This window comes from Nocardiopsis sp. YSL2 (assembly GCF_030555055.1).
GTDB lineage: Bacteria > Actinomycetota > Actinomycetes > Streptosporangiales > Streptosporangiaceae > Nocardiopsis.
Window position 1 is genome coordinate 2,184,754 of record NZ_JAMOAO010000001.1, and the last position, 26,348, is coordinate 2,211,101.

Sequence of the window (26,348 nt, forward strand, 5' to 3'; positions counted from 1 at the left end):
GGGTGGCCGGGGTGGTCCGCGGCGCGGCCACCGAGGGGCGTGGGCCGGGCACCGACCGGTCGGGAACGGGCCGGCGGCACTGCCGGTGCCCGGGCGGTCGGAGCGGCCCCGGGCAGACACGGTCGGACCCGGGCGGTCACGCCACGGACGCCACCGCGGTCCCCGGTCCCCCGGTGACCCGGTCACCGGCCGGGGCCCGTGGGGTCCCGCGCGCCCCCACGGGCGCACCTCCGGCACCGCCGGAGCCGCACCCGGCCGAGTGCGGGTGTCCGCCGAGCACCCGCCTAGCCCTTGAGGCCCTCGCCGAGCTTCTCGTCGGTCTCGCCGAACGTGGTGCCGACCTGCTTGATGTACTTGGCGATGCCCTCCAGGCCGTTGTTCACGTCCTCGAAGCCGCTGTTGAAGTCCTCGAAGAACGGCCGGAAGTGCTTCTCGGCGGCGGGGGTGCTGTAGCCGTCGGAGATGAGGGCGTCGACCTTGTTCTTGATGCCCTGCAGCCGCTCGGTGAACTCGTTGAACTCCTGGGTGAGGGAGCCCGAGGTCTCTTCGGTCTTGTCGCTGTCGACGTTGTAGGCGGGCATGTGTCTCTCCTCATGTGTCCGTCGGGTGGACCGGGCGTGGCCGGGCCGACCGTCCTGGCCGGCGGTCTCCGTCCGAGGCGGCGGGGTCCAGGGCCCAGGGCCTGTCCGGCCATCCATTGTGGTGGATACGTCCGGCGGTGTGGTGGTTCGCTCCTGGTGCCACAGTGTTTACCACTGATCACGTTCGGGTCAGTGCCCGGGGACGACCTCGCGCTCCCAGAAGCGCGCGGTCCCGGTGATGGCGTCGAAGAGGTCCAGCACCTCCGCCGCCTCCCGCGAGTTCGGGCTGGTGCAGCTGACCAGGATCCGCTTGTTCAGGTCGGCGTACTCGAAGGCCGTGTGCATGACCACCGACCGGATGATGGCCTCGTCGGTGTCGTGGTCTGTGACGCCGTAGATGCGCCCGCACTGACCCATCCCCTGCTCGGTGAGGTCGACGGAGGTCTTGCGCAGCCAGGTGCCCTCGCGGGCGGTGGCCGAGTCCGGGTGGATGTACTCGACCAGGCGGATGGGGTCGAGGGTCTGCTCCCCCTTGCCGGCCGGGAACGCGAACACGCACACGGTCGCCATGAAGAAGCCGTCGTCGTACTCCTCGAAGGCTCCCGCGGCCGAGAGCATGCCCGACCCGGTGGCGTCGCTGGTGACGTTGGCGATGTCGGTGAACAGCTCGTTGAGCGCCTCGGTCTCCTCGGGACGGTTGCCGTGCCGTTCCAGGGCCTGGGCCCGCAGGCCGGCGAGCGCGTCACCGGACAGGTCGTACTCCATCCAGGTCTCGGGGATGTCGATGTCGAACATGATGTCCGTCTTCGGGACGTCCTCTTCGAACAGGTACGGCATGAGGTGGTCCTCCTCGTCGGTCCGCGGCGCAGGACGGGCCGGTCGTCAGGCAGGCCGGTCGTCAGACGGCCTGGTTCGGGGGGCCGGAACGGGGCGGCGCGGAGCCCTTGTCGTCGGTCAGGCTCTTGCCCAGCTCCTCGTCGGCCTCCTGGAAGGATTCGATGACGGGGGTGAGCGCCTTGAGCAGCGCGTTCAGGTCCTCGGACTGGCGCTCGTAGTTCTTCTTGCAGTCCTTGCCGTAGTCCTTGGCCTTGTCCACGAGGTTGCCGGGGCCGATGTCCTCGGCCCGTTCCTCGGGACTCTCGACGTCCTCGTTGGCGAAGGAGTTGACGATCCGCACGAGGGAGTTCTGCATCTCGATCACGGCGTCCATGTCGATCCTCACGACCCTGGCCATCAGGCGCTCCCCTCACAGTGATGCGGCATCAGTTCCCGCCCTTCCCCAGTACGTCGAGTTCGCGGCGGAGCCGGTCCCGTTCCTCCTCCGCGCCCTCCAGGAAGCGGTCGAGGGTCCGGCGCTGCTCCGGCGACATCTCGTCGCGCTTGCCCTGGAGCTCAGCGGACATGTCGTCGGAGAGCATCGCGTCCAGGACCTTGATCTCACGTCGGATGTCCTGCGCGCGCCCCTGCTCCGCCTCGGCCTCGTCCGTGGCCTCCATCTCCTCCCAGATGTCCTCGGGGCCCTCCGGGCCCGGCGGGTGGTACTCCTCCATGTACGCGTCACGCAGGTTGTTGCGTGAGTGCTGGTGGGCGAACTCCAGGGGGAATCCGGCGATGTCGCCGCCGAGGCCCTCGCCGGGCACACCGGCGTCACCGCCGTACCGCGCCTCGGCCGCGCCCTTGGGGATCGCCGTACCGATCTGCATGGCCACCTGCGACCAGTACTTCGGGTCGTTCATGAAGTCCGGATTGAGACCGTTCTCCGGGTTGACCCAGAGGTCGGCCCAGACCCGGAACATGTCGGCCCCGAGCCCGGTGACCAGGTTGAGGGCGTTCTTGGCGACCTCGAACGGGATGCCCTCCAGGGCCGCGCGCCGGGTGTTCGGAAGCGCGCGAACGGAGGGTTCGTCCCTGTCGCCGGGCGTACGCCGGCCGTCGTCGCCGCCAGGACGGGACCCGTCCTGGGCCGACCGGTCGGGTGTGTCGGTGTCGGTGTCCCGGCGCGACTCACCGGAGTCGCCGCCCTGACGGGGGGCACCGCCGTCACCGTCCCGGTGCGGTCCACCGGGCTCGGCGTCCTGACGCGGGGCGGTGGTCCCGTCACTGGTACGCGGGGGCGCCGTGCCGTCCGCCGTCGCGTGGTACCGGAGCCGTCGCTTCGGTCCGGGATGTCCACACGCTGCTGCGACCCGTCGGGAGCGGTGACCCGGACGTGGTCGTCCGTGATGCGCAGGTCGGGACGCCCGTCGCCGCCGTCGACCCGGACGCCGCCGCGGCCGTCCCGGATGCTGCTGCCCTGGCCGTCGGTCATCTCGGTCCGGCCCGAGGGCGTCCGCCGCCCGTCGACGTCGCCGGAGCGGAACGCGACCTCGTCGGCGTCCCTGAACGGACGTGCGAGGCGGTTCGGATCGCGCGACACGTTGATCTCGTGCTCCGGGTGTGTCCGGCCGCTCATGGAGTCGCCGTCCGCGCCCACGCGCCAGCCCGGCGGTACGCGACCGGCGTCCCCGGCCTGTTCACCCGGGCGGTAGGCGGGCCGCCCGCTGTCCGGGTCGGGCCCGCTCATGCTCGTGCGGTCGGCTCCGGCCTCGATGGTGCGGTCCCCGTTGCGAACCGTGCGCGCGCCGCCGTCCTCGTCGCGGTGCGGAACGTCGGCCTGGACCTCGTCGCCACTGGTCCGAACGGTGATCCCGTCCCCGGTCTCGACCCGGCCGCCCCGACCGTCCTGGCCGGCGTAGGGGCCATAGGGCTCCGTCGCGCTTCTGGTCGTTCCCGATCCCAGACCGGAGGAGGGACCGGTCCGGACGTCCGTCCTGGTCGAGCCGTCGCTGACGTACGTGTCGCCGGTCGTGGTGCCCGCCTGCACACCGTCGGGGCCGTGCGCCTCCACCCTCGACGGGGTGTCGGCTCCCTGGCCGCCGGGGGTGGAGGCGACACTGTGGTCCCCGGAGCGCATCCCGGTCGATCCGTCCGGGAGGCGGCTGATCTCCAGCGAGTCGCCGCGGCCGTCCGCGGGCGTGCGGACGGAGACCTCGCCGTCCGTCCCCGTGGTCACGGTCCACCCCTGGGCGGTCTCGACCCGCAGGGCCGGGGCCGGATACCCCGAAGGTCCCGGAGTCGAACCAGGGGTGAGCGTCACCCGCGTCCCGTCGGTCACCACGGAGGGCCGTCCGGTGGCGGGGTCCGGGCGCAGCGGCGGGTAGGGGCCCATGGGTCGGCCCTCGGTGTCGTAGACGCGGGTCATGCCGTCGTCGCCGCGGACCTGGACCGTGACGACCCCGTTCTCCGCGGCGATGCGCACGTCCGTGCCGTTGTCGGTCCGAACCTGGCCGGGTGAGGTCCTGGTGTCGCCGATCGTGACGTTGCCCTGGGCGTCCTGGGTGGCGCGAGGGGCGAGTGTGGCGTTGTTGGTTCGGAGTTCCGCGCTGCCGTCGCCGCGGACGATGGCGTCGGATCCGGCGCCGCGCGCCTGGCCGACTCCGTCACGCGACTGCCACAGGTCGACGCCCCGGGAGTCGTCGGACACGCGAACGGAGCCGGGCGAGGCCTCGACCCGCGTGCCGCCCGAATCCACGGAGACGGTGTCCGTGCCCCGGTCGTAGGAGTGGGAGGTCCCGTCAGGGGTGTCGACTCGGTAGCCGTCGACCCCGATCTCCGTCGTCCTGCCGGTCACCGGATCGCTGACCCGGGTTCGGGGCGCCGAGGACGCCGAGCCGTCCGGGGCGGGCCTGGTGATCTCCGGACCCTGACCGTCGAAGCGGAGGTCGACGGGACCGTCGCCGGTGTGGTTGATCCTGGTCTGGCCCGCATCGTCCACACGGGTGACGTAGAGGCCATCGCCGGTACGGATGGTGGGGCCGTCGTCGTTGTGAAGGGTGGGGCGGCCAGGGCCTCGGGTGGAGGAGGCGGGGCCGTCGGCTCCGTCCGGGGACGCCGGGAGGTTCCGGGACACGGTGACGTCACCGCCCCCGGTGGGCACGGTGACCTCGTTGTCCCGATAGGAGGCACCGGGTCGGCCTCCCGGCCCGGTCAGGTCGACCGAGCCCTCACCGTGTCGACCGGTCGTGGCCGACGACCCGTCCGGAGCGGTCACGCCGAAGCCGTCGTCGGTGCGTCGCACGGTGGAGCCGCCGACGTTCACACCGTCGCGGCTCACGTCCATCGTGAAGTCCCGGCCGCCTTCGCCGGAACCCGAGTAGCGGTAGTTGACCGTCCGCTCGCCGTCCGGGCCGCGCGTGGTGGAGTACTCGCCGCGGTCCGGGCCGAACTGCCGGGGCGTGCTGTGCCCGTCGCCCGGGCGCGCGGTGTCGGGACTCGACCCGTTCGACGGGTCCGCGGTGGTGGTGTCGTCGCCGGACCGGTGCTGCGCGGAGCCGTCAGGGGTCTGCGATCCCCGCTGGTCCGGACTCTGGTCAGGGCTGCGGTTCTGGTCGGAGTTCGGACCTCGGGAGGAGTCGGCCGTGTCGGGGGGCCCGGACTGGTTTCGGGGCGACCCGGCCGCGTCGAGGTCTCCCGGCTGGTTCAGCGGTCGGTTGCCGGCGCGGTGGATGTCTCCCACTCCCCCGGACGGAGCCGTCGGGGCGGGCTCCTCCCGGGTGGAATCGCCACCCTCACCGCGCGGACCGTCGGCGTCACGCGTACTCGGGGTGTCGCTGAACTCGGGCGTGGTCGAACCCTGCGGGCCGTCACCGGTCGCGGTGTCCGGTGAGCGCGACGCATCGCTGGACTGGGGGGTCGGGTCGCCCCCGTCGTTCGCGCCGCTCGGTGATGCCGTGGTCTGTGGGCCGGAGGCATCGCTGAACTCGGGCGTGGTCGAACCCTGCGGGCCGTTACCCGCTCCGGATGGGGTCGGGGTCGAGGCGTCGCCGAAGTCCGGCGTCGGCTCCGAGGATCCGGAGGGCGTCCCGCTGCTGGAGTCGGGCGTGCCGGGATTGTCGGGCGTGCCACCGCTGTCGGGGCCACCGGCCGTGGCAGCGGATCCGCTCGTGCTGGGTGCCCCATTGCTGTCCGGGCCACCGCCGTCGGGCGTCGGCCCGCTGTCCGAACCACCGCCGTCAGGCACGGTCACCGGGTCGGCAGCACCACCGCCGGGATCCGCGACCGGGGTGGGCCCGGCCTTGACGGCACTGACAGTCGCGCCCGCGACGCTGGTGGCGAAGGCGGTCGCGATCTCGTGGCCCCAGCCCTCCCCGCCGAACTCGCTGAGGCTCTTCCCGTCGACGATCATCTGCGTGCTGACGGACGCGGCGAAGCTCGCCGAGGTGTCCCGGGTCACGCTGTAGGCGATGTTCCCGGTCCGGGTGCTGGTGACGGCGTTGCGTGCGCGGTTGACCCGTCCCGCCGCGCTGGTGACCGTGCGGGCAGCGCCGGAGTTGCGGACCGCCGTGGCCGCGCTCGTCACCCGGCTGCCCACGCGTCCCGGCACCCGCGTGGCGGCGGCGCCCACGGCCCGGCTCGCCGCACGGCCGCCCCTGAGCAGCGCGCCGCCCGGGATCAGTGCCACGGCGTCCATGCCGAGGGTGAAGAGCGACTCCGGGTTGAAGCCGAGCTTGCCCTCCCGGTGCAGGGTGGCCGCGCTGATCGAAAGCGCCGCCAGGGCCAGGGCGATGCCCAGGCCGGGGATGAAGATGGCCGCGAGGCCCACGACCACCATGGCCACCGCGTAGATGAGCGGGTTCTCCTCCACCCACGTGACGACCGCGTCCAGCCAGCCCCACAGCTCGTTGGGGTTGCCCTGCTTCGCCTCGTCGAGGGCGTTCTTGCACTCCTCCGCCGCCACGTTCATGTCGCTCAGGACCGAGTCGAGCCTGCGGATGTGCGCGTCGCGGACGGGGTCGTCGCCGTCGACCTTCTCCTTCCAGGCCTCGGTGTCCTCCAGCGCGAGGTAGGCGTCCGACGCCTGCCTGGCGACGACCGCGCTCTCGCGCCTGGCCTGCTCCAGCGCCCCCATCCACTTGTCCAAGGCCTTGTAGCCGCCCTCGTAGGCGTCCTGGGCCTTGTCCAAGTGCTTGGGAAGCTCGTTCACGAGCTCCTTGAGCGCGGAGACGGTGTCGCCCTCGCCGAGCTTGTCGCCCTCCAGCCTCCGCATGTCGGTGGCCGCCTGGTCGGCCGCGTCGGCCAGCTTCTCGTAGAAGTCCTTCAGCGAGCGGACATCACCGACGGACCACGGGACGGGGTCCTCGGTACGGTCGAGGAGGTCCCACCTGAGGTAGTCGCGCGGTTGCTTCGCCACGTCCCGAGTGCTCGCTTTCCAGGTCCCGGATCGGCGCGGGGCAGGCGGCACACCGACGGTGCGGTCCGATCCGTGTGAGGGTTGTGCAGGGCCCGGGGCCTTGGGCGCCGTGCGAATCCGACATCATAGACTCCCATGCCCGCGAGTGAACAGATGCTCCCGGAGCGCACTGGGTTCCCCCGAACCGGGAGGAGATTCGCGGCATCCTCCCCCCAGCGGCGCTCATAGGCGCAGACACCCACCACCCACGGGAGAGAGCGAGTGACCCTGACAGCGGCGGCACGGTCCCTGACGCACCGGTCGGCGACCACGCGGGCGGCGAGGTCCGCCGCGGCACGCGCCACCGGTGCGGTCCTCGCGACCGCGCTCGCGACCGCTCTCGTGGCGGGGTCCGCCGCTCCGGCCGGGGCCGACACCACTGGCACCGCCGGTACCGGCACCGGAGCAGGGACGGGGACAGGGACCGAGGACGCGCACAGCGGCTACGAGATCTGTCCGGAGGTCTACTACTACGTCGTCCCCGAGGGGTCTCCCGGGTTGGACGCCATCGCCGACCTGATCCTGGGCGACGCCGAGCGGGCCGACGAGATCTACGAGCTGAACGCCGGCCGCGCGCAGGCGGACGGCCAGGCCCTCGGCGAGGACCGCGTCGTCCTGCCGGAGTGGCGGCTGGTCGTGCCCTTCGACTCCGGGGGCGACGGCGTCTACACGGGCCGGGACCCCCTGTGCGTGGTCGCGGTCGACCAGGCCAACGCCCTGGGCGTCGCACCGCCGACCCCGCCGCCGCCACCGCCCGCCTACACCCCGCCGCCCGAAGAGGAGGAGTCCCCCGCCGAGGGCGAGACCGTCGACCTCGACGAGCAGCAGGAGCGGCCCAAGATCGACCCCAGGGTCCTCATCGCCGGAGCGGTCGTCCTCGTACTGCTGACCCTGCTCACGCTGTTCTGGCAGCCGGTGTTCCGGGCGGTGGCGTGGCCGTTCCGCACGGTCGCCGCGATCCGGCGGAGCAGGCCCAGGAACCCGCGCGCGGTTCGTCCCGCCGTCGCCGCCCGCCGTCGCCGGGAGGCGACCCAGCGCATCGCCGACGATCCCGACGCGGTGCACCGCGCGGGCGGGGCGCACTCCGACCTGTTGGGCGCTCCCGCCGACGTGCCGGCGCGCCCCGTCGCGATCCTCACCACGCGCGACGAGACCACGGCGATCGTGCCGGTCGGCGCCACGCCCCCCGCCACGTCGTGGCGGGTCGTCAACACGACCACGTGGCGCTACGGGCGCGGTTCGGGCACCTCGGGGCCGGTCAACTTCGCCACCTCCACGCACACGATGGCCCGGCCCGTCGTCAGCGGTGTCCTGGTGTGCCTGGGCACGCTGGAGGACGGTCACACACTCGTGCACATCGACTTCACACGTGCGCGGGGCCTGCTGGCCGTCGGCGGCGAGCGCGGGCTCGCCTCCGACACCGTGCGGGTGATCGCCGACGCCCTGCACGCGCAGGGCCTGCCGATCCGGGTGCTGAAACCGGGTCAGCCACTGCACACCCTGATCCCGACGGCGATGCCCGACCTGTCCGCCCCGGACCCGATCCACGGCGTCGAGCAGAGCCGGGAGCACCCGCTGGTGGTGGTCGTGCCGCGACCGCTGGGGACCGCCGACGAACACGTACTGGGCCACATCCCACCGAACACGCTGGTGGTGGGAGCGGGCGCATCCGACCTGGCGCGCTGGCAGTGGGAAGCGTGCGGGGACGGCACGGTGGACACCGGCGCCCTCGGCCTGCAGGTCATCGTGCGCGTCCCCGACCGCCGGTCCTGACGTCTGGAGGAACGGGCGCGAGGGGCCCGGGGTCTCGTGGGCGCGAGGGCAGCCCGGCCCAGGGCCTCGGCCGGGCCGGGGCCGGGAGCGGGTGTCTGTGGACGCGAGGGCGCCTGGTCAGCTCGCGCCGTCCGAAGGGGCCTCGGAGGGGTCCTCCGAGGGGTCGGAACCGCTCTCGTCGGTGTCGTCCTGCGGGGGCGGGCCGTACACGAAGCGCTGCCGGTCCCGCACGAGGACCGCGTGCCCGCTCTCGGTGACCGCCTCCACGTACGACGTGAGGTCGTCGCTCACCGTGTCCATGGTGAGGGCGTCCAGCACCAGCTGCTCGTCCTGCTCTTCGTGGGTGCGGATGTCGCCGTAGAACAGGCCGTCGTAGGCGAAGGCCAGGGAGATGGAGACGTCGTCGTCCTCCAGCCCCCACAGGACCTCGCCCGTGGCCAGGTCCACCGCGATCGCCGTCGCCTCGCCACTGGCCTGGGGCAGCATCAGCGTGCCGGTGGCGGCGTCGTGCAGGCTACCGGTGAGACCGGCCGGATCGAAGGGATGGCCGACCGGGTTGGTGCCCGGTTCCCGCAGGGTCCACAGCAGGTCGCCGCTGTCGGCGTCGTGGGCGGAGAGCGTCGACGGGGACTCGGCCACGGCCCACCGCAGCAGGACGACCTGGTCGGAGTCGGCTGCGGTGCCGGAACCGGAGGCGGAGTCGGACTCGGACCGCGCACCGTCGTCCTCGCCGCCGTCCCCGTTCCCACCGCTACCGGAGCCGTCGGAGTCGTCAGCGCCGGTGTCGGCGTCGCCGGAGTCCTCGGAGCCGTCCTCGTCCGGATCCTCGGCCACGGGGTACACCCCGACCACCTGGGGCGCGGGCATGGGGCCGGAGTCCGAGAGCCCGAGGTCGTCGTCGTGACCGGAGACCGACCACAGCTCCTCGCCCGCGGAGTCGGAGTCGGAGTCCAGTGAACGGGCCTGGAGCCCGGGCCCGCCGTCGGAGAGCAGCAACAGATCCTCGCGGGCCGCGACGGGCACCCCGGTCCCGGAGGTGTCGTCCGCCGGGTCCGCGTCCTCGGAGCCCTCGTCGGAATCCGCGTCCCCGTCCTCGGAGGTGTCGTCCTCGGACTCGTCCTCAGAGGCGTCCTCGCCCGCGCCGTTGTCCGTGAACTCGTACTCCCACAGCGCGTCCCCGTCGGTGTCGAGCACGGTGTACGCGCCGAAGGGCTCGTCGAAGCTCCACTCGTCGGGGTAGCGCACCACGACACCGTCGAGGTAGGTGTCGCCCGTCTCCTCCGGTGACCACACCCGCTCACCGCGCGCGTCCAGGACGAAGGGGACACCGTCGGTGTCGGCCATGAGCAGGACCCGCTCGCCGTCCCGGTCCTCGGCGAACCCGCGGAAGCGTGCCTCGCCCTCCCAGAGGGTGTCGCCGGTGGCGGCGTCGCTCAGCAGGTGGCGGTCCTCACCGTCGGAACTGATGAGGAAGGCCGCCTCGACGGGACTGATCCGCACGCCGAGGGGGTCGTCGAGCATGTCGGGAGCCCCGGCACCGTCTCCGTGCAGGTAGCGCAGGACCTCGCCCTCGATCCCCGGCGGCGGCTCACCCTCGAACTCGGTGGGAACGGGGGCCGGTTCGTCCTCCGGCTGGGGCTCCGGGGCCTCCGTCTCGCCGGTGCAACCGGCGACCAGCAGCACCACGAGGCCACAGGTGAACGCCTGGGGCACTCCTGGGCTGCGCATGAACGGTGACTCCCCGCGAACGACGACGTTTACGGCAAATCCTAAGCGGCACGGTGAACGCGGGTACACACGTCCCACCACTCGTTACGCATGTGTAAACGTCGTTGCCCGCCGCGTCACGGCTCCACTTCGACCACCGTGGTGCCCTGGACCTGGTGTTCGGCCCGTCCGCCGGTGATCTCGGCCAGGCGGATCTCGAAGGCGGGAAGATCGGCTTCCGAGAGCGCGACCTCGATGCGGACCCGGTCCTCGTACGCGACCTCGCGCACGGTCACGTCGGAGCCGCGCAGATCGCTCTCCAACCGACCGCCCAGCACGTAGTCCGCGAAGACGTCCACGACGAGCAGCTCCCGGCGCTCCAGCACGCCGACCTCGTCGACGGCCGCGGAGACGGCGTTGCCGTAGGCGCGGATGAGTCCGCCGGCACCGAGCTTGACGCCACCGAAGTAGCGGGTGACCACCGCGACCGTGTCGGTCAGCCGACGGTGCCGCAGCACCTCCAGCATGGGCACCCCGGCGGTCCCGCCGGGCTCGCCGTCGTCACTGGACCGCTGGACCCCTCCGTCGTCACCGAGGACGTAGGCGGTGCAGTTGTGGTTGGCGTTCCAGTGCTCCTTGCGGCGTTCGGCGATGAAGGCCCGCGCGGCCTCCTCGTCGCCCACCCGGGCCAGCGCGCAGATGAACCTGGAGCGCTTGATCTCCAGCTCGTGCTCGCCGCCTCGTCTGATCGTTCGCATGTCGCCTGTTCAGCAGGTGTCGTGGTCCCCGCCAGTGTCCCACCCCCGGTTCCACCGGTCGACGGCCTGTGTCGTTCGCCGCCAGCGGGCCGGGTGATCCTCCCCCGTCTCCGGGTCCGCCGGCAGCCGCACGGGGGCGCACAGCTCCTGCCCCACGAGGCCACCGATCGTCTTCATGCGCAGGCGACCCACCTGAGAACGGCACCGACGCGGTGGCCGGTCGCCGCTCCGGGGCTCACCGTGCACGGGAGCGGACCGCCCACAATGGGGGCATGGACCCTGCCTCGATCGACGCCGCGCACGCCGCCCGCACTCTCGCCGATCCGCTCCGGCGCCGGCTCTACGAGTACGTGGCGGCCGCGGACGGCGACGTCGGCCGCGGGGAGGCCGCGGAGGCCCTCGGCGTCCAGCGCACCCTGGCCGCGCACCACCTGGACAAGCTCGCCGAGGCGGGGCTGCTGGAGGTGACCCGGCGCAAGGTGAACGGCCGCGAGGGCCCGGGGTCGGGCCGACCGGCCAAGCTGTACCGGCGCGCGAACCGCGAACTGTCGTTGCACCTTCCGCCCCGCGACTACGAGCTGGCCGCGCGCGTCCTCGCCGAGGCGGTCGAGCGGCACGGCGCGGAGGAGGCCCTGCACGCCGCCGCCCGCGAGGAGGGACGCCGGATCGGCGCGGCGGCCGACCCTGACGCGGCCCTGTCCGACCTGCTGCGCGACCGCGGCTACGAGCCGGAGCCCGCGGGCGGGGCACTCCGGCTGCGCAACTGCCCGTTCCACTCCCTGGCCCGGGCCTTCCCGCCGCTGGCCTGCGGCCTCAACCTCGAACTCCTGCGGGGCGTGTTGGAGGGCAGTGGCGAGGAGGGGTCGCGGGCTCGGATGGACCCGGTCGAGGGCCGTTGCTGCGTCACGGTTTCCAAAAACAATGAATGTTGACTTAGAAGCCTCCGCTGTGGTGTGCTCGGGCCCATGAGCGCATCCACCCCCGATTCCGCCGCCGCCCCCGCCCCCGCTCCGGCCGCCCCCGGCACCGGCCCCGCCCACCACCTCGCGCAGATCAACCTCGGACTGCTCAAGGCCGAACTCGACGACCCCTCCATGAAGGGCTTCACCGACCGGCTGGAGCCCATCAACGCGCTCGCCGACGACTCACCCGGCTTCGTGTGGCGACTGAGGGAACAGGGCGAGAGCGACGCCACCGGGCTCCGCCCGTACGGCCCGAACACCATCATCAACTTCTCGGTCTGGAAGGACGTGGAGTCGCTCTGGAACTTCACGTACCGCACCGACCACCTCGACCTGCTCCGTCGGCGGCGCACGTGGTTCGAGCGCATGGACGGGGTCCTGGTGGCGCTGTGGTGGATTCCCGCCGGTACGATCCCCACTGTCGAGGAGGCCGGAAGGAAGCTCGACCAAGTGCGTGAGATCGGCCCCTCCCCCGAGGCCTTCACCCTCCGAACCCCCTTCCCGCCCCCGGCGAGCCACCCTCAGCACGCATAGTTATCCCTCAGGCGCCTTGGGTAACGTTGCGGGCAAGACAGCGACCACACCGGGAGACCCGTCATGCGTACGACCACGCTCACCGTCGGCTTGGCCCTGACCACGATCCTCGCCACGGGGTGCTCGCAGACGGAGACGTCCGACGAGGGCGCCACGGCCCCCACCGAACAGTCCGTCCAGCCGACCACCTCGCCCAACGTGACGGCGTCCATCTTCATGGAGTGGAGCGAGGGCGCGGGCGCCGTCACCTACGACGAGACCGCCGTGCCCGTGGGCGCCACCGCGGACGTCCAGGTCCGTGTGGAGGACGGGAAGACCAGCGTCCAGTTCACGGGCACCGGCCTGGAGGGCGACCGCGACTTCGGTGCCCACGTGCACACACAGCAGTGCGGCGAGGAGCCGACCGACTCCGGGCCGCACTACCAGAACGAGGTCGACCCCGCCGCCACCGAGGACGAGCCGTCCTCGGACCCCGCCTACGCCAACCCCGAGAACGAGGTGTGGCTGGACTTCACCACCGGCCCCGACGGCAACGCCCTCTCGACGGCCACCGTCGACTGGACGTTCCGCGAGGGCGAGGCGCAGTCGCTCGTCCTCCACGACCAGCACACCGGCACCGAGCCCGGCGAGGCGGGCACGGCGGGCGACCGCCTGGCGTGCGTCACCGTCGAGTTCTGATCCCGCGCCGTCCCGGCCCAGGGCTCAGTCGGGCAGGATCCGCCGCAGGACCAGCCGCTCTCCCAGGGCCCAGGACGTCGAGGTCAGCAGGTACAGAACCGCGGCCAGCGGCACGAACACCGCCACCACGACCGTCATGAACTGCAGGTAGGTCAGCACGCCCGGGACCGGCGGCCGCCCCTCGGCGGCCGCCGCGTTGGCACGCATCATCGGCAGCATGAGGTAGCGGCGGTTGGCCCACGCCACCAGCGAGATCAGCCCCACCAGCACCGCGAACACCGGTGCCACCAGGAGCCCGTCGGCGCTGCCCAGCATCGTGGCGCCCAGCTCGACACCGGCGAAGGTGTGCGTCAGCAGTGGCTCGTCGGCTCTCCCGGCCCCGATGAACACCCCGTACAGGGCGATGACCACGGGCATCTGGAGCAGAGCGGGCATGCACCCGGCCAACGGGGAGGTGCCGGCCTCCTCGTAGGCCCTCCGCTGTTCGGCGACCAGCCGCCGCGGGTCGTTCCGGTGCTTGGCGGTGAGTGCGGACAGCCGCGGGGCGATCCGCGCCCGCGCCTTCTCGGCCCGCACCTGTGCCACGCCCAAGGGGGCGAGCACCAGGCGCACGGCGACGGTCAGGAGCACCACCGCGAGTCCGAACGACAGGTCGGCGGTGAACGGTGTGAGCCAGGCGGCGAGGCCCGACAGGATCGTGGAGAGCAGGGACATGGCGGCCGCGATCGGCCCGAAGCTGTACAAGGTGAGGCCCTTCGTCCGAGGTGGGAACAGACGACGGGCCGCCCGGACCACGCGCGTGAAGGCACGCGGACACACGCGAGGGACACGGAAGTGCGCTCGGTCGGCGGACGGCCCGAGGGCGTGCTCGGCGGATCCCCGCCGAAGACGCCCTAGGCCGCGCCTGGTGCGCGGGGGCGGGGCCTGCCCGCGGCGTCGGGGTCGCGCAGGGTGAGGACGGGCAGCCGAAGGGACCTGCGGCGCATCGCGTGCCCGGTCCCGGTCGCGGTGTCGCCGGTGGGCAGGCTCCGGACTCCGAAGAGCACCGACCAGGCCAGCGCCGCGCCGAGGGCGAGCACGAGCGGCCCGAGGGACGAGGGCGTGGCCACCAGTTCCGTGGGAAGGACGCCCAGCAGGAGGAACTCGGCGAACGCGAGCAACAGCGTCACGGCGACCCCCTCTCATCTCGGCCTCCCCGATCCTAACCGCCGCTCCCCCACCCGACAACGCACCCTCCTGCGCAGAAATCCGCCGACACTCCGTCAGCCCTCCTCACCTTTCACGCCGACCTGTAGCTAAATGACACGGAGTAATCAACTCCGTTCTCTCCGGGTTCAGTCGTGTCCGGACGAGAACGGCGGAAGAGGGGAACCCCGTGCCGATTCGCCCTGCCAACCTCGCGACCATGTCCGCCACGATCGCCGGAGCGATCTCCGGCCTGTCGCGCAAGGGGGAGGAGACCGCGACGGTTCGGGTCACCTTCGAGTCCGGCCACCAGCAGACTCTGAGCAACGGCGGCTGCCGTCCGCTGGAGACCGGCCAGGGCGGCGTCACCGAGGTCGCCGGCGAGGCCAGGGTCAAGTTCGCGCTCTTCGCGGGCACCAGCTGCCAGGGCAGCCGCGCCCTCGCCTCGGGCCACGGGACCGTGTCCTTCGCCGACCCGGTCCTGGCCGGGGCCATCGTCATCGGCTGACCCCGCCGGGTCCGTGACCGGGGCCGTCCCTAGGCCGGAGGGCCGGGACCGCGGGGCCGAGGTCAGAGGTGGGTGCGGTGGACCGCTCTGTCCGAGCGGACCGAACGCCCGGGAAGGCGGTCGGTGCGTCGGCCGTTCCGGACCGTGAACTCACCCGACACCAGGACGTGCTCGATGCCCACCGGGGCGCGGCGCGGGTGCTCGTAGGTGGCGCCGGCCGCGACCGTGTCGGGGTCGAAGACCACCAGATCGGCGATCGCGCCGAGATGGACGGCTCCCCGGTCGGTCAGGCCCAGGCGGCGCGCGGGCCGGGAGGTGAGGTGGCGCACGCACTCCTCCAGGGTCAGGACGCCCAGTTCCCGCACGTAGTGGCCCAGGTAGCGGGGGAACGTGCCCCAACCGCGCGGGTGCGGCCTGTCGCCGACGAGGATGCCGTCGCTCCCCGCCGTGTGGGAGCTGTGCCGCATGATGGTGCGGATGTTCTCCTCGTTGCCGACCTGGAGCAGGCACCCGCTGCGCAGCTCGTCCGCGACGAGCAGGTCGGCGTAGACCCGGCCGGGCTCCTCCCCACGGCTCTTCGCGAGGTCGGCGATGGCCGACCCCACCGCCCAGGACAGCGACGGATCCGCCACACCGGTGACCACGATCGCGGACCAGTCCATCGGCACGCCGTGGTTGCCGTCGGTGCCCTCGACCTCGATCTCGTGCAGCACCCGCGCACGCGTGGGCCCGTCCCGCAGCCGGTCCAGAGTGGCGGCGGTACCGCCCGCCTGCGCCCAGCTGGGCAGCGGAGCGCCCAGGTAGGTGGCGCTGGCCTGGTAGGGGTAGCTGTCCAGGGTGACGTCGAGGCCGTAGCGGACGGTGGCCTCGTCGATGGCGTCGAGCACCTCGGGCGCGCGGCCGCGGTTGATCGGGAAGTTGACGTGGCAGTGCGCGAGGTGCAGCGGGACGTGGGAGCGGCGCGCGACGTCCAAGCACTCCTGGTAGGACTCCACGACCCGGGTGCCGTAGTTGCGGTGATGGGGGCAGTAGTAGCCGCCCCCGGCGCGCACCGGCGCCAGGAGGTCGACGATCTCGTCGTCGGTCGCGTACATCCCGGGCGTGTAGGTGAGCCCCGTGGACAACCCGTGCGCTCCCTCGGCCATGCCCCGGGCGATCATCGCCCGCATGCGGGCGGTCTCGGCCTCCGTGGGCGGCCGGTCCTGTCCGCCCACGACCTCCATCCGGACGTTGCCGTGGGGCACGAGGCAGGCGGCGTTGACGGCGGCGCCCTCGTCGACCCGGTCGAGGTACTCGCCGACACCGCGCCAGGCGTAGTCGAGGTCGGGGGTGCCGTTCCATCCCGCGATCTGGGTGCGGATCTCGTCCACCGTGTCGTCGGTGACCGGCGCGTAGCCGAGGCCGTCCTGCCCGAGGACCTCCAGGGTGACGCCCTGCAGGGTCTTGGCCTCGTGTGCGGGGTCGGCGAGGATCGCGAGGTCGGAGTGGGCGTGCATGTCGATGAAGCCGGGAGCGACGACCAGCCCGCCGACGTCCACGGACTCGCCGGTGCTCCGGGCGCGCCCGGGCGGGGCGATGTGGCTGACGCGGCCGTCCCGTAGGACGAGGTCGGCACGGCGGGCGGGGCCACCGGTGCCGTCAACCACGCGGCCGCCGGTGAGTACGGTCTCGGACTGCACGGTTCCTCCGTTCGGGCCGCGGCCGGCCGGATGCGGTGTGACCCAAGATACGCCGCCGACCGATCGTCCACAGGGCTTCGGGGCCGTGGGGGGCGACTTTCCCACCCGCCACCCACCATCGCCCCGGGGGCGCTCCGCGCACAGCGGGGCTACCACCCTCAACAGACACCTCCGGCGCAGCCCCACCACCCGCCACCCACCACCCGCCACCCGCCACGCGCCACGCGCCATCGCCCCACCCGCCTCACGGCGGGCTTCCGGCCAGGACCGACGGCGGTCAGCTCGGGTCGCGGCGGGCGCGCAGCACCGCGTCGGTCACCTCGTAGACCCTGCCGTCGAGGGTCTGGGAGTTCGCGCGCGCCTCACCCACGACCACGGTCCATCCCGTGCCCGGCAACAGGGCGGCGAGGTCATCGGCGGTGTAGAACATCTCCGGGTGGGGCGGCCTCGGCACGCCGTTCTCCACGTCGGCCGGGTGGTGGCCCACGACCAGCAGGTGCCCCCCGGGTGCCACCGCGGCGGCCAGCGCGCCGACCAGCCGGACCATGGGCTCCGGGCGCAGGTGCATGAACTGCGCGGACACCAGGTCGAAGGAGGCCTCCGGCGGTGTCCACTCGGTCAGGTCCGCCTGCCGCCAGGTGATCCGGTCGGCCACCGAGTCCCCGCGCTCGCGGGCGTGGGCCCCGGCCCGCTCCAGCGCCACGGTCGAGATGTCGACCGCGGTCACCCGCCATCCGCGTTCGGCCAGCCAGACACTGTCGGCGCCCTCACCGCTGCCCACGTCCAGAGCGCGGCCGGGCGCCAGGTCCGCCGCCTCCGCCACCAGTTGGCGGTTGGGCCTGCCGCTCCAGATGCGGTCCTTGGTCAGGTAGCGCTCGTTCCAGAAGTCCGCGCCCATCTCCTCGGGCAGGCTGTGCGCGCCGGACTCGGTGCTCTCGTGGTGCATCTCGACCACCTCCGCGCACCACTCTTGCCCCCACGGCCCCGATCACGCGAGCAGGCTTGCCGGATCGGCAAACGGCTCAGTCCCCGCCAGGGGGATCGAACTCGGTCAGGCACAGGTCGAGCAGGGCCTCGATCCGGTCGGTGAGCTGCGACCGGTCGTGGGCCCGCAGCGCCGTCGCCCCCTCGATGAGGCGGACCCTGGTCAGGCCGAGCATGACCGCCGCCACCAGGGAGGCGTGGACGGACGCGTTCTCCCGGCCGAGGTAGGCCGTCAGGGGGTCCAGCATGGCGGTCTTCAGGCGCCCCTGGTAGACGGCCTGCAGGTCGGGGTCTCCCGCGGAGTCGTCCAGCGCCCGCTGCAGCGGGGAGCCCTCGCCGTACAGGCGGCTCACGGCGTGCTCGGCGAGGCGGCGGCTGAGGGTGGCGGGGTCCCCCTCGATCAGACCGGGGAAGACGCCGTCCTCGCGCAGGATCTCGGCCAGAAGCCCGCTCTTGGCTCCGAAGTACCGGTTGATGAGCGCCACGTTGACGCCCGCGTGCGAAGCGATCTTGCGCGAGGAGACGGCGCCGTAGCCCTCGTCGGTGAACAGCTCCTTCGCGCTGGCCAGGATGCGGGCGCGCGTCACCGCGCGGCCGCGTGTGGGCGCCGCGCCGCCTCCGGTTTGCTCCGGACGGTCCATCTGAACAACCTCTCGGCGGCCGTGATCTGGCTTCCAGGATTCCAGGTTGGCACCCGGCAGCACCCACCGCCTACCGAAACGGGCAGAGAGATACCGATTTGACAGAGTCAACAGCGTTTACATATACCTGTGTGAGGACGCCGCCCCCGGCCTTGCGCCGCGGGGCTTTTCGCGCGTCCGGAATCGGGAGACCAGCAGTGGAGCAGTCGACGCACAGGAAAGCACGATCCGCGGGGCCCTTCCCGGACATGCCGCCCCCGTCCGCGGACCAGGGGCCGAACCCGGCATCCCCGCTCCCCACCGCCCCGGTGGCCCTCGAAGCCCCCGCGCCCGCCGCGCCCTCCCGACGCACCGTCCGCCGCATCATGGTCGGCCTGGTGCTGGCCATGCTCACGTCGATGCTGACGAACTCGATCATCGGCACCGCCCTGCCGACGATCATGGGCGAGCTGGGCGGTCAGGACCGCCTGGCCTGGGTCGCCACCGCCGCGCTGCTCACGATGACCGCCTCGACACCGGTGTGGGGCAAGCTCTCCGACATCTGGGGGCGCAAGCTCCTCTTCCAGATCGCCCTCGGCGTCTTCATCGCGGCCTCGCTCGCCGCGGGCCTCGCCCAGGACGTCAACACGCTCATCGCCGCGCGTGCCCTCCAGGGGCTGGGCGTGGGCGGCCTGGCCACGCTGCCGATGATCATCCTCGGCGACGTCGTCTCCCCACGCGAGCGCGGCCGCTACGGCGGGCTCATCGGCATGGTCTTCGGTGTGTCCACGGTCCTGGGCCCCCTGGTCGGCGGCTTCCTCGTGGACAGCCCGCTCGGCTGGCGCTGGTGCTTCCTCATCACGGTGCCGCTGGCGGTCGTGGCCTTCGTCGTCATCCAGATCATGCTCAACGTGCCCTTCGTCCCCCGCAGGGGCGTCCCCGTCGACTGGCTCGGCGCGGGGCTGATCTTCAGCGCGGCCAGCTCGATGATCATGCTGTTGAGCCTGGGCGGCACGCAGTTCGCCTGGAACTCGGTGCCCTCGTACGCCCTCGGCGCGGGGGCGCTCGCGCTGACCGTCGCGGCCGTCGCCGTGGAGCGGCGTGCCGAGGAACCGATCATCCCCACCCGCCTGTTCCGCGACCGCACGTTCGTGCTCTCGGCGATCGGGTCGATCGCCGTAGGCGTGATGATGTTCGGCCTGATCATCTACATGCCGCAGTACCTGCAGATGGTGCACGGCATGAGCCCCACGGTCTCCGGCATGATGACGCTGCCGCTGGTGGGGTCGTTCCTGGTCACCTCGATCGGCTCCGGCTTCGCGGTGAGCGGCTCCGGCCGGTGGCGGATCTACCCGGTGGTGGGCATGGCCCTGTGCGTCGCGGGCTTCTCGACCCTGAGCCTGGCCCACCTGGACCCCGGTCTGACGACGGTCGTCGCGGGGCAGGCGCTCGTGGGACTCGGCTTCGGCCTGTGCCTGCAGATCCTGCTGTTGGCGACGCAGAGCGCGCTGCCCGGTGCCGACCTGGCGTCGGGCACGGCCTCGATCACGTTCTTCCGCAACCTCGGCGGTGCCACCGGAGTGGCCGCGTTCGGCGCGGTGATGGTGTCCCGCCTCAACAGCGAACTGGCGGCGGCGGCCGAGGCCGCCCGGGCCCGGGTGGCGGCGGGGACCGCGGACGGAGGTGAGGGCGACCCCGGCGCGCAAGCGCTCGCGACCGGACTGGCCGACGCCGCGGAGTCGGCCACCGGGTCGCCGGAGCTGGTCCACTCGCTGCCGGGCCCGGTCCGCGACGTCATCGTGGGCGCCTTCGACCACGCCATGCAGGGTGTGTTCGTCACGGGGATCCCGGTCGCGGTGCTCGGCCTGATCGCCGTGGCGTTCATGAAGGGCACACCGCTGCGCGGCGGGAAGGCCGCGGCCGCCCCGAGCACGGAGGACGGCGGCGCGGAGGACGGTGCGCGGGACAGCGCGGGGGACGACCTGGCGGACGCGGCCGGGGAGCACGGGGGCGCGGGTCCGGCCTCGGCCGGTCAGAGGTAGCGCCGGAAGCCCTCGGCCGAGTTCTCGAAACCCAGAGCGGCGTAGAAGCGGTGGGCGCCGTGCCGGCTCTCGTGGGAGAGCAGCTCGACCTTGTAGCAGCCGGCGCGTGCCGCCCGGTCCACCGCGTCGTCCATGAGGGCCCGCCCGATGCCCCTGCCGCGGGTCAGGGGGTCGACCACCAGGTTGTCCACCACGGCCCAGGGCTGGGCGTCGTGGGTCAGGTTGGCCACGACCAGCAGGTCCAGGGTCCCGATGATCTGCCCGCGCTGCTCGGCGACGAGGATCGTGCGGTCTGGGTCGTTCTCCATACGCGTCCAGGCGCGCACGGCCGCGGAGGACATGCGGACGTGCGCGCTCTGCGAGTGGTCGGCGTCGCCGAGCTCACGGAGGAGCCGCAGGATCGCGCCGAGGTCCGACCGGATGGCCGCGCGGATAATCATGGCTGACGGCATCGTAGCCGACAGCCTGCGACAAGGCGGACGTCGGCCTACAACGGACCACAAAACACCGAGGGCGGGGACTGAGTCCCCGCCCCGGGTTCCGTCGTGCCGACACTTCCGCCGCGCTCGCCCTACGGCTTGCGGATGACCCGCACGCCCTCGTCGCTCGTCGGAGGCTGGGTGGGCTGGTTGCGGTTGCCCTCCGGGCGCCGGTAGACACCGGTGACTCCCGGGTCACCGCCGTCGTCCTCCTTGCCGGTCGCCTGCCGGCCCTGCTCGCCCTGCTGCGGCCGGTGGGGCTGCAGCTGGGAGTGCGGCTGCTGCGGGCCCGACGGCTGGCCGGACTGCTGCTGGCCCGGCGCGGGACCCGCGACGCGGGCGCCCTGCGGCGGAGCCGCCTTGGCGTCACCGCTCTGGGGCGCGTCCGGCTTCGGCGACTCCTGGCCGGCCTGCTCGGGCTTGGACACCGGCTTGATGCGCACGGTCGCCTCGTCCCCCTCCTGCTGCACCGGAGGAAGCTTGGTGGTGGCCTCCTCCTTCGGCGCCGGCTCGGGGGCGGCGGCCGGCTTCGCGGGCTCGGCCGGCTTCGCGGGCTCGGCCGACTTGGCGGGCTCGGCCGACTTGGCCGCTTCCGCGGGCCTGGCGGGCGCCGGCTTGCCGGAACCTGTCGGCGCGGGGTGCGAGGCCGGAGCCTGCGCCGGGGCCTCGGCCGCCGCTTCGTCACGGGCGAGCCCGGTCTCCAGCGCGCCGGCCTTGTCCTCCGCGGAGACCAGGTCGGCCAGCGTGGAGTGCATGTCCTTGAGTCGGCGCAGCGCCTCGGCGTGCGTGGCCGTGAGGGTGGCGAGCCTGCGGTCCGCCGTGTCGTGGATCTTCTTGGCCCGCGCCTCGGCCTCGCTCAGTCGGCGGTCGCCCTCGGCCTTGGCCTGCTCACGCAGCTGGTCGGTCTCCTTCTTGGCGCTGGAGACCATCTGGTTGGCCTCCTCGCGCGCGGAGGCCACGATCCGCTCAGCGTGCTGCTCGGCGTCCTTGCGGAGCTTGGCGATCTCCTCCTGGGCCTTCTGCTCCAACTCCTTGACCTCGGCGGCGACCTTGGAACGACGTTCCTGGGCCTCCTCCTCGGTGATCCGGAGGATCTCGGCCATGCGCTCGCTGATCTGCTCGTGCTCAGGCTTGACCTGGGCCTTCTCCTGAGCGATCGCCAGATCGCGCTTGTACTGCTCCCGCTCGTCGTCCATGCGCTGCAGGCGCTCGCGCATGTCCTTGAACTGGTTGTCCATACGGACGTAGTAGTCGTCGACGTGCGCCTTGTCGTAGCCGCCCTTGCGCACTGTCGGGAACCTGTCTTGCTGCAGTCCGCCGCCCGGCAACATATCGCTCATGTGCCTTTCTTGTTCTTTAACACCGTTGACTGCACGTCGCAGAAGGTGAGAATTGCCCCGTACCCATTTGTCACAGGAACACCCACGGGCTCCACCAAAGCGTTGATCGCACGCGGGTGTCCTTTTTGCCACTCGGCCGCGGTCAGTGGGGGGTACTGGTCGCGAGCGGAGCGTAACGTCGTGACACCGTCCGAACGACCAAGGTAGGCACGCACGGCGTCGCCGCGTCAAGAGGCCGTGAGGGTAGATCGCCGTGCGGACCCTGGTCACGTTCTTACTAAGGTATGCGCGATCATCCCCGTACGGGGGCGGACCGGTCAACTTCCCGTGAGTCTCACCGACCCGGGGACCACGAACACACGGAGGCGACGCATGAACGACCACGAACCGGGGAACGCGGCCGACGATGCGCGCGGCGGCGGGCCGTGGGGACCACGGATCGGCGATGCGCCGTTCGGGCGGCCGGAGATCCATTCCACCGCCTGGATCGCGCCCGGCGCCGTCGTGGTCGGCCGCGTGCGGCTGGGCGCGCGGAGCAGTGTCTGGTACGGGTCGGTGCTGCGCGCCGACACCGAGGACATCATCGTCGGTGAGAAGGTCAACATCCAGGACCAGTGCGGCATGCACGCCGACCCGGGGCAGCCCGCGATCCTGCACGACCACGTGAGCCTGGGCCACAAGGCCATGGTGCACGGCGCAGTCGTGGAGGAGGGCGCCCTCATCGGCATCGGCGCGATCGTCCTGGGCGGGGCCCGGGTCGGCAAGGGCGCGCTCGTCGCGGCGGGGTCACTGGTGCCCCCGGGCAAGACCGTTCCCCCGGGCACCCTGTGGGCGGGCGTGCCCGGCAAGGTGATCCGGGACCTCAACGACGACGACCGCCTCGTCCTGGAGCACACGCCGACGCACTACGCCGACCTGGCGGAGCGGCACCGGGGCGTCGCCTGGCGTTGAGGGCGGCGGATCATTTCCGGACCGGCCCCACCCCCGTCCCAGCCGTACGTTCCCCCCGCTCAGGGGCCCGAAAGCACCGGACCTCCCGCGCGCGCGAGCGCGCGTGGCTAACCCGGGTGGGGCCGGCACTGGTCCTCCTGGGTCATGCGGGGTGCCACACCGCCGCGTAGCCTGGGAGACCTGGCGTTCCGTGGACCGGCATCCGTCGCATCCGGCCCGTACCCGTTCGCTCCGGGGCGCCGACCCGCTCACGCGACGCTGTTCCACCGTCCGGTGAGCGCGGCTCACCGAACGGCACAGACGCCCATGGCCCCTCGCCCGGGCGGGCCAGGGACCTGACCCAGACATGCAGGGGAGGTGAGACCCGGTGGCGTTGTCCGGTGAGCGGATCCGCCTCGCCCCGTCCCCTCTCCCGTGTGCGTTCCTGAGTACCCCTGGGAGGACCCGATGACCAGCGGCGTTCCCCCACATCACCGCCAGTCCCTGCACGACCATGTGGCTCTGGACGAGATCGAGCTCTACGCCGAGGTCCTCATCGCCGTGGCCGACGCCGACCGTCCACTGCGCCCGGCGGAGATCGACCGGGTCCTGGGCCTGTCACCCGCGCCGCAGCCCGCACCCGCCGCCACGGCGTCCGACACGGGACCCGCGAGCCGTGGCGACGAACCCACCAGACCGCCGGGGCCGAGCGGCCCGACCGGTCCGCCCTCGCGCGTTCCGGGCAAGGGCCCCGACCCGGCCCCGCCCCCGCCCGACGAGCGGGAGTCCGATGCCGCCGACCCGGTGCCGGGTTCGGCCCTCGTGCCGGGTCCGAGGTCCCTGACCGCTCCCCTGCCGCCCCCTGGCCCGCCCTGGACCGTGCACCCGCTCGCCTTCGAGGTTCCACTGCCGTCGGCACCGCCGCCACCGCCGACGGCCCTCTGGGCGCACTAGGTCGTGCGAGCGTGTCGGCGTCGCGGCCCCGACCGGGACGGGTCTCCTCCGCGGAACACGCCCTAGCAGGCGAGGTGTCAGGAGAGCGTCAGCTCCGCCCGCGTTCCCGCGTCCTGTTCCGGCCACGGAGCGCACGCTGGGCGGCGGGTACCGCCGGGTAACACTCCTGTGGAGGCGCGTGCACGCGCCCCGCGAGACGATCGGCCTCCCAGGAGCGGCACATGGACGAGTCGGACACACGGGAACGGCGCAGCGGCCCGGAGAGCGCGGCTCCCGGCCGCGCGGTGCGCGGTGTCGACGGCGGCGAGGCCGCACCGAAGGTCGCGCGGACGGTCGCGCTGGCGGTGACCTTCCTCTTCCTCCTCGTCACGGCGGGCGGCCTGGGATGGTTCCTGTCCGGCGGCGGGCCGCTGTCCGCTACCGGGTCCGGCGAGGGGGACGCCGGGGCGGAGGCGACCGGGGCGGGCGAGTCCGCGGACGGAACCGGTCAGGGAGACGACGCATCGGCCGCTCCGGTGGCCGTGGGCGGCGACCGCCTCGCCTACACGCTCCCGGGCCGGGGGTGGCACCAGATCGACGCCGACGAGGTCCCCGAGGAGTACACCTCGTACGCGGTCCACGGTTCCGACGACGACCCCGACGCGCTCATCGTCACGGGCACGCACGAGCTCAACGCCGTCGAACCCCTGCCGGTCGCCGGCACGCGGCTGGCGCTGGAGGCCGCGGGCCCACTGCTCACCAGCGGCGGGACACCGTGGGCCGAGCCCTCCGGCGAGAGGGAGGTGGACGGTGCTCCGGCGTTCGGGGTGTCCGTGGGCACAGAGGGAGACGAGGGCGTCTACGGTCGCTTCCTGCTGGTGGAGGTGGACGAGGGCACCGGGGCGTTCATGCTCGGCGTCAACACCGCCGGCGGCGATGAGGCGACCGCGCACATCGACGCCGCCTTCGCCTCGGTCGGCACCCGCTGACCGGCACCGCGCGGGCATCGGCGGACGCGGTCGGCCGTCGCGTCAGCCGACCGCGTCCGCACCGTCCCGGCGCGCCCGGTCGTCCGGGGCACGGTCGTTCTGACTCGTACCGCCGACGGCCGAGGGGCCGGACTCCCCGAGCGGGATGATGGCGCGGAGCAGGAAGCCGTGGTCCCCGGCCCGGGCCGCGGAGAGCGCGCCCCCGCCCATGGCCACACGCTCGGACAGCCCCGAGAGGCCGTTGCCGGAGGACAGGCCGTCCGCCCTGCCCGGTCCCCTGACCCGGTTGTTGAACACCTCCACCACCAGCGCCCGCGGCCCCACCGACGTGTCCTTCGTGACGGAGAAGCCGATCCTGCACTCGGTGGCGTCGCTGTGCCGCAGGACGTTGGTACCGCCCTCACGCACCACCCACGCCGCCAGCACGGCCTTGCCGACCGGGATCTCCAGGTCCTCCAGACCGGTCACGGTGACCTCGGTGCCGTTGGCCCGCAGGACCTCGCGCACCGACCCCACCTCGGCCGGCAGGTCCACCTCCCGGTAGCCGTTGACCGCGGACCGCACCTGTTGGAGGGCCTGCCGGGCGAGGTCCTGCACCTCCGCCATCTCCGCGACAGCGCGCTCCGGAGCGCGTTCCACGAGTCGGCCGGCCAGTTCGGACTTGACGGCGAGGGCGGACAGGCTGTGCCCCAGCAGGTCGTGCATGTCGCGTGCGAAGCGCAGGCGCTCCTCGCTGACCGCGAGCTGGGCCCGTGCCCGTTGGCCGTTGACGGCGTCCAGCGTCAGGTCCCACATCCAGATGGTGATAAGGAAGCCGACGGCCAGGAGCCCCGACCAGAGGACGGCTCCCGCCCAGACCAGGGCGTAGGGGGCCAGGTGGAGATCGATGGGGCTGAGCGGCCACAGGAGCCAGGGTGTGACCAGGAGGCCGAGCGTGACCAGGACGGCGCGCCTGCGCGACCCGACGAACACACCGATGCACCACCAGGTGCCCAGAGTGAGCGTCATGGTCACCGGGTTCTGGAGCAGCCCGGCGCAGAGCGCGGTCAGCGCCAGCGACCCCCAGTAGGCCCAGGGGGAGACCTCACGGGCCCCGCCGTCGACCCCGATCCGCTGGCGGATCAGGACGAAGAGGGTCACGGCGAACGGGAGCGCCACGACCGCCCCAGCGATCGAGCGCCAGAGCGAAAGCCCCTCGCCCGCCGCGGCCACGACGTCCATGGCCGGCCAGTACAACGTCATCAGGGGCATCATGCTCATCGTCACGATGATGAGCCGCCGCGTGATGCGGAGCTTGCGGCCGTTCTTCCCGGAGGGATCGGCGCTCGCCACCGCCTCGTCCTGGTTCACGCCAACTCCGTTCGTCGGTTCACGGTGGGCCCGGCCGGGCCGGGGACG

24 protein-coding genes are annotated in these 26,348 nt (G+C 72.7%); 9 read left to right on the forward strand and 15 right to left on the reverse strand.

Translation table 11 applies throughout. The annotated features are described in order from the left end of the window. Nucleotides 1-284: 284 nt before the first annotated feature. The 5 genes from M1P99_RS09445 to M1P99_RS09465 all read right to left on the reverse strand — a co-directional run bounded on the left by M1P99_RS09445 (nt 285) and on the right by M1P99_RS09465 (nt 6,810). The gene (locus tag M1P99_RS09445; RefSeq protein WP_304452280.1) at nt 285-581 is read right to left on the reverse strand and encodes a WXG100 family type VII secretion target; all 297 of its coding nucleotides are present in this window, start codon (nt 579-581) and stop codon (nt 285-287) included. 189 nt (nt 582-770) lie between these two features. Then, nucleotides 771-1,418 (reverse strand): hypothetical protein, encoded by a 648-nt coding sequence (locus M1P99_RS09450; RefSeq protein WP_304452281.1) that lies wholly within the window; start codon nt 1,416-1,418, stop codon nt 771-773. A gap of 61 nt (nt 1,419-1,479) precedes the next feature. Then, entirely contained in the window at nt 1,480-1,815 is a 336-nt protein-coding gene (locus tag M1P99_RS09455) for a hypothetical protein (protein WP_304452282.1), read from the reverse strand. A gap of 28 nt (nt 1,816-1,843) precedes the next feature. Beyond that, complete coding sequence (locus M1P99_RS09460; RefSeq protein WP_304452283.1) at nt 1,844-2,317, reverse strand: hypothetical protein; 474 nt, start codon at nt 2,315-2,317, stop codon at nt 1,844-1,846. After that, on the reverse strand, nt 2,314-6,810 hold the full coding sequence (locus tag M1P99_RS09465; protein ID WP_304452284.1) for a hypothetical protein: 4,497 nt from the start codon (nt 6,808-6,810) through the stop codon (nt 2,314-2,316). The genes M1P99_RS09460 and M1P99_RS09465 overlap by 4 nt, the downstream gene beginning before the upstream one ends. A gap of 261 nt (nt 6,811-7,071) precedes the next feature. Here M1P99_RS09465 and M1P99_RS09470 point away from each other — a divergent pair, with 261 nt between their 5' ends. Beyond that, nucleotides 7,072-8,622 (forward strand): hypothetical protein, encoded by a 1,551-nt coding sequence (locus tag M1P99_RS09470; protein WP_304452285.1) that lies wholly within the window; start codon nt 7,072-7,074, stop codon nt 8,620-8,622. 117 nt (nt 8,623-8,739) lie between these two features. Here M1P99_RS09470 and M1P99_RS09475 read toward each other — a convergent pair whose 3' ends face one another. Beyond that, on the reverse strand, nt 8,740-10,350 hold the full coding sequence (locus tag M1P99_RS09475; protein WP_304452286.1) for a PQQ-binding-like beta-propeller repeat protein: 1,611 nt from the start codon (nt 10,348-10,350) through the stop codon (nt 8,740-8,742). 116 nt (nt 10,351-10,466) lie between these two features. After that, nucleotides 10,467-11,087, reverse strand: a complete 621-nt coding sequence (locus M1P99_RS09480; RefSeq protein ID WP_304452287.1) for a YigZ family protein — start codon at nt 11,085-11,087, stop codon at nt 10,467-10,469. A gap of 272 nt (nt 11,088-11,359) precedes the next feature. Here M1P99_RS09480 and M1P99_RS09485 point away from each other — a divergent pair, with 272 nt between their 5' ends. From M1P99_RS09485 to M1P99_RS09495, 3 genes are all read left to right on the forward strand, one after another. After that, entirely contained in the window at nt 11,360-12,019 is a 660-nt protein-coding gene (locus tag M1P99_RS09485) for a metalloregulator ArsR/SmtB family transcription factor (RefSeq protein ID WP_304452288.1), read from the forward strand. A 33-nt stretch (nt 12,020-12,052) separates the two neighbouring features. Further along, nucleotides 12,053-12,583 (forward strand): DUF3291 domain-containing protein, encoded by a 531-nt coding sequence (locus M1P99_RS09490; protein ID WP_304452289.1) that lies wholly within the window; start codon nt 12,053-12,055, stop codon nt 12,581-12,583. Between the two features lie 63 nt (nt 12,584-12,646). Further along, entirely contained in the window at nt 12,647-13,261 is a 615-nt protein-coding gene (locus M1P99_RS09495; protein ID WP_304452290.1) for a superoxide dismutase family protein, read from the forward strand. A gap of 24 nt (nt 13,262-13,285) precedes the next feature. On the opposite strand, the gene M1P99_RS09500 is transcribed toward M1P99_RS09495, so the two are convergent. Together M1P99_RS09500 and M1P99_RS09505 are read right to left on the reverse strand one after the other, a co-directional pair. After that, the gene (locus tag M1P99_RS09500) at nt 13,286-14,005 is read right to left on the reverse strand and encodes a membrane protein insertase YidC (protein WP_304452291.1); all 720 of its coding nucleotides are present in this window, start codon (nt 14,003-14,005) and stop codon (nt 13,286-13,288) included. 149 nt (nt 14,006-14,154) lie between these two features. Beyond that, a complete protein-coding gene (locus M1P99_RS09505; RefSeq protein WP_304452292.1) occupies nt 14,155-14,430 on the reverse strand; it encodes a DUF6412 domain-containing protein in 276 nt (91 codons plus the stop codon). Nucleotides 14,431-14,636: 206 nt separating this feature from the next. On the opposite strand from M1P99_RS09505, the gene M1P99_RS09510 reads away from it, so the two are divergent. Then, nucleotides 14,637-14,954, forward strand: a complete 318-nt coding sequence (locus M1P99_RS09510) for a hypothetical protein (protein ID WP_304452293.1) — start codon at nt 14,637-14,639, stop codon at nt 14,952-14,954. A gap of 62 nt (nt 14,955-15,016) precedes the next feature. Here M1P99_RS09510 and M1P99_RS09515 read toward each other — a convergent pair whose 3' ends face one another. The 3 genes from M1P99_RS09515 to M1P99_RS09525 all read right to left on the reverse strand — a co-directional run bounded on the left by M1P99_RS09515 (nt 15,017) and on the right by M1P99_RS09525 (nt 18,258). Next, complete coding sequence (locus M1P99_RS09515; protein ID WP_304452294.1) at nt 15,017-16,633, reverse strand: amidohydrolase family protein; 1,617 nt, start codon at nt 16,631-16,633, stop codon at nt 15,017-15,019. 277 nt (nt 16,634-16,910) lie between these two features. After that, nucleotides 16,911-17,579 (reverse strand): cyclopropane-fatty-acyl-phospholipid synthase family protein, encoded by a 669-nt coding sequence (locus M1P99_RS09520; protein WP_304452295.1) that lies wholly within the window; start codon nt 17,577-17,579, stop codon nt 16,911-16,913. A gap of 76 nt (nt 17,580-17,655) precedes the next feature. Further along, nucleotides 17,656-18,258, reverse strand: a complete 603-nt coding sequence (locus M1P99_RS09525) for a TetR/AcrR family transcriptional regulator (protein WP_304452296.1) — start codon at nt 18,256-18,258, stop codon at nt 17,656-17,658. A 365-nt stretch (nt 18,259-18,623) separates the two neighbouring features. Between M1P99_RS09525 and M1P99_RS09530 the strand changes: the two genes are divergently transcribed. After that, a complete protein-coding gene (locus M1P99_RS09530; protein WP_304455642.1) occupies nt 18,624-20,279 on the forward strand; it encodes an MDR family MFS transporter in 1,656 nt (551 codons plus the stop codon). Here M1P99_RS09530 and M1P99_RS09535 read toward each other — a convergent pair. Together M1P99_RS09535 and M1P99_RS09540 are read right to left on the reverse strand one after the other, a co-directional pair. Then, nucleotides 20,270-20,719: a GNAT family N-acetyltransferase gene (locus M1P99_RS09535; protein ID WP_121181290.1), complete on the reverse strand. Its 450-nt coding sequence runs from the start codon at nt 20,717-20,719 to the stop codon at nt 20,270-20,272. The two genes, M1P99_RS09530 and M1P99_RS09535, sit on opposite strands and share 10 nt — an antisense overlap. A gap of 131 nt (nt 20,720-20,850) precedes the next feature. After that, the gene (locus tag M1P99_RS09540; protein ID WP_304455643.1) at nt 20,851-22,089 is read right to left on the reverse strand and encodes a cell division protein DivIVA; all 1,239 of its coding nucleotides are present in this window, start codon (nt 22,087-22,089) and stop codon (nt 20,851-20,853) included. A 381-nt stretch (nt 22,090-22,470) separates the two neighbouring features. Here M1P99_RS09540 and M1P99_RS09545 point away from each other — a divergent pair, with 381 nt between their 5' ends. The 3 genes from M1P99_RS09545 (at nt 22,471) to M1P99_RS09555 (ending at nt 24,950) form a co-directional block, all read left to right on the forward strand. Further along, nucleotides 22,471-23,049 carry a gamma carbonic anhydrase family protein gene (locus M1P99_RS09545; RefSeq protein ID WP_304452297.1) on the forward strand — a complete coding sequence of 193 codons (579 nt, stop codon included), beginning with the start codon at nt 22,471-22,473 and terminating at the stop codon, nt 23,047-23,049. Nucleotides 23,050-23,496: 447 nt separating this feature from the next. Beyond that, nucleotides 23,497-23,982, forward strand: a complete 486-nt coding sequence (locus M1P99_RS09550) for a hypothetical protein (protein ID WP_304452298.1) — start codon at nt 23,497-23,499, stop codon at nt 23,980-23,982. A 221-nt stretch (nt 23,983-24,203) separates the two neighbouring features. Then, nucleotides 24,204-24,950 (forward strand): hypothetical protein, encoded by a 747-nt coding sequence (locus M1P99_RS09555; protein WP_304452299.1) that lies wholly within the window; start codon nt 24,204-24,206, stop codon nt 24,948-24,950. Between the two features lie 42 nt (nt 24,951-24,992). On the opposite strand, the gene M1P99_RS09560 is transcribed toward M1P99_RS09555, so the two are convergent. Further along, nucleotides 24,993-26,300 (reverse strand): sensor histidine kinase, encoded by a 1,308-nt coding sequence (locus M1P99_RS09560; RefSeq protein ID WP_304452300.1) that lies wholly within the window; start codon nt 26,298-26,300, stop codon nt 24,993-24,995. Between the last annotated feature and the right edge of the window lie 48 nt (nt 26,301-26,348).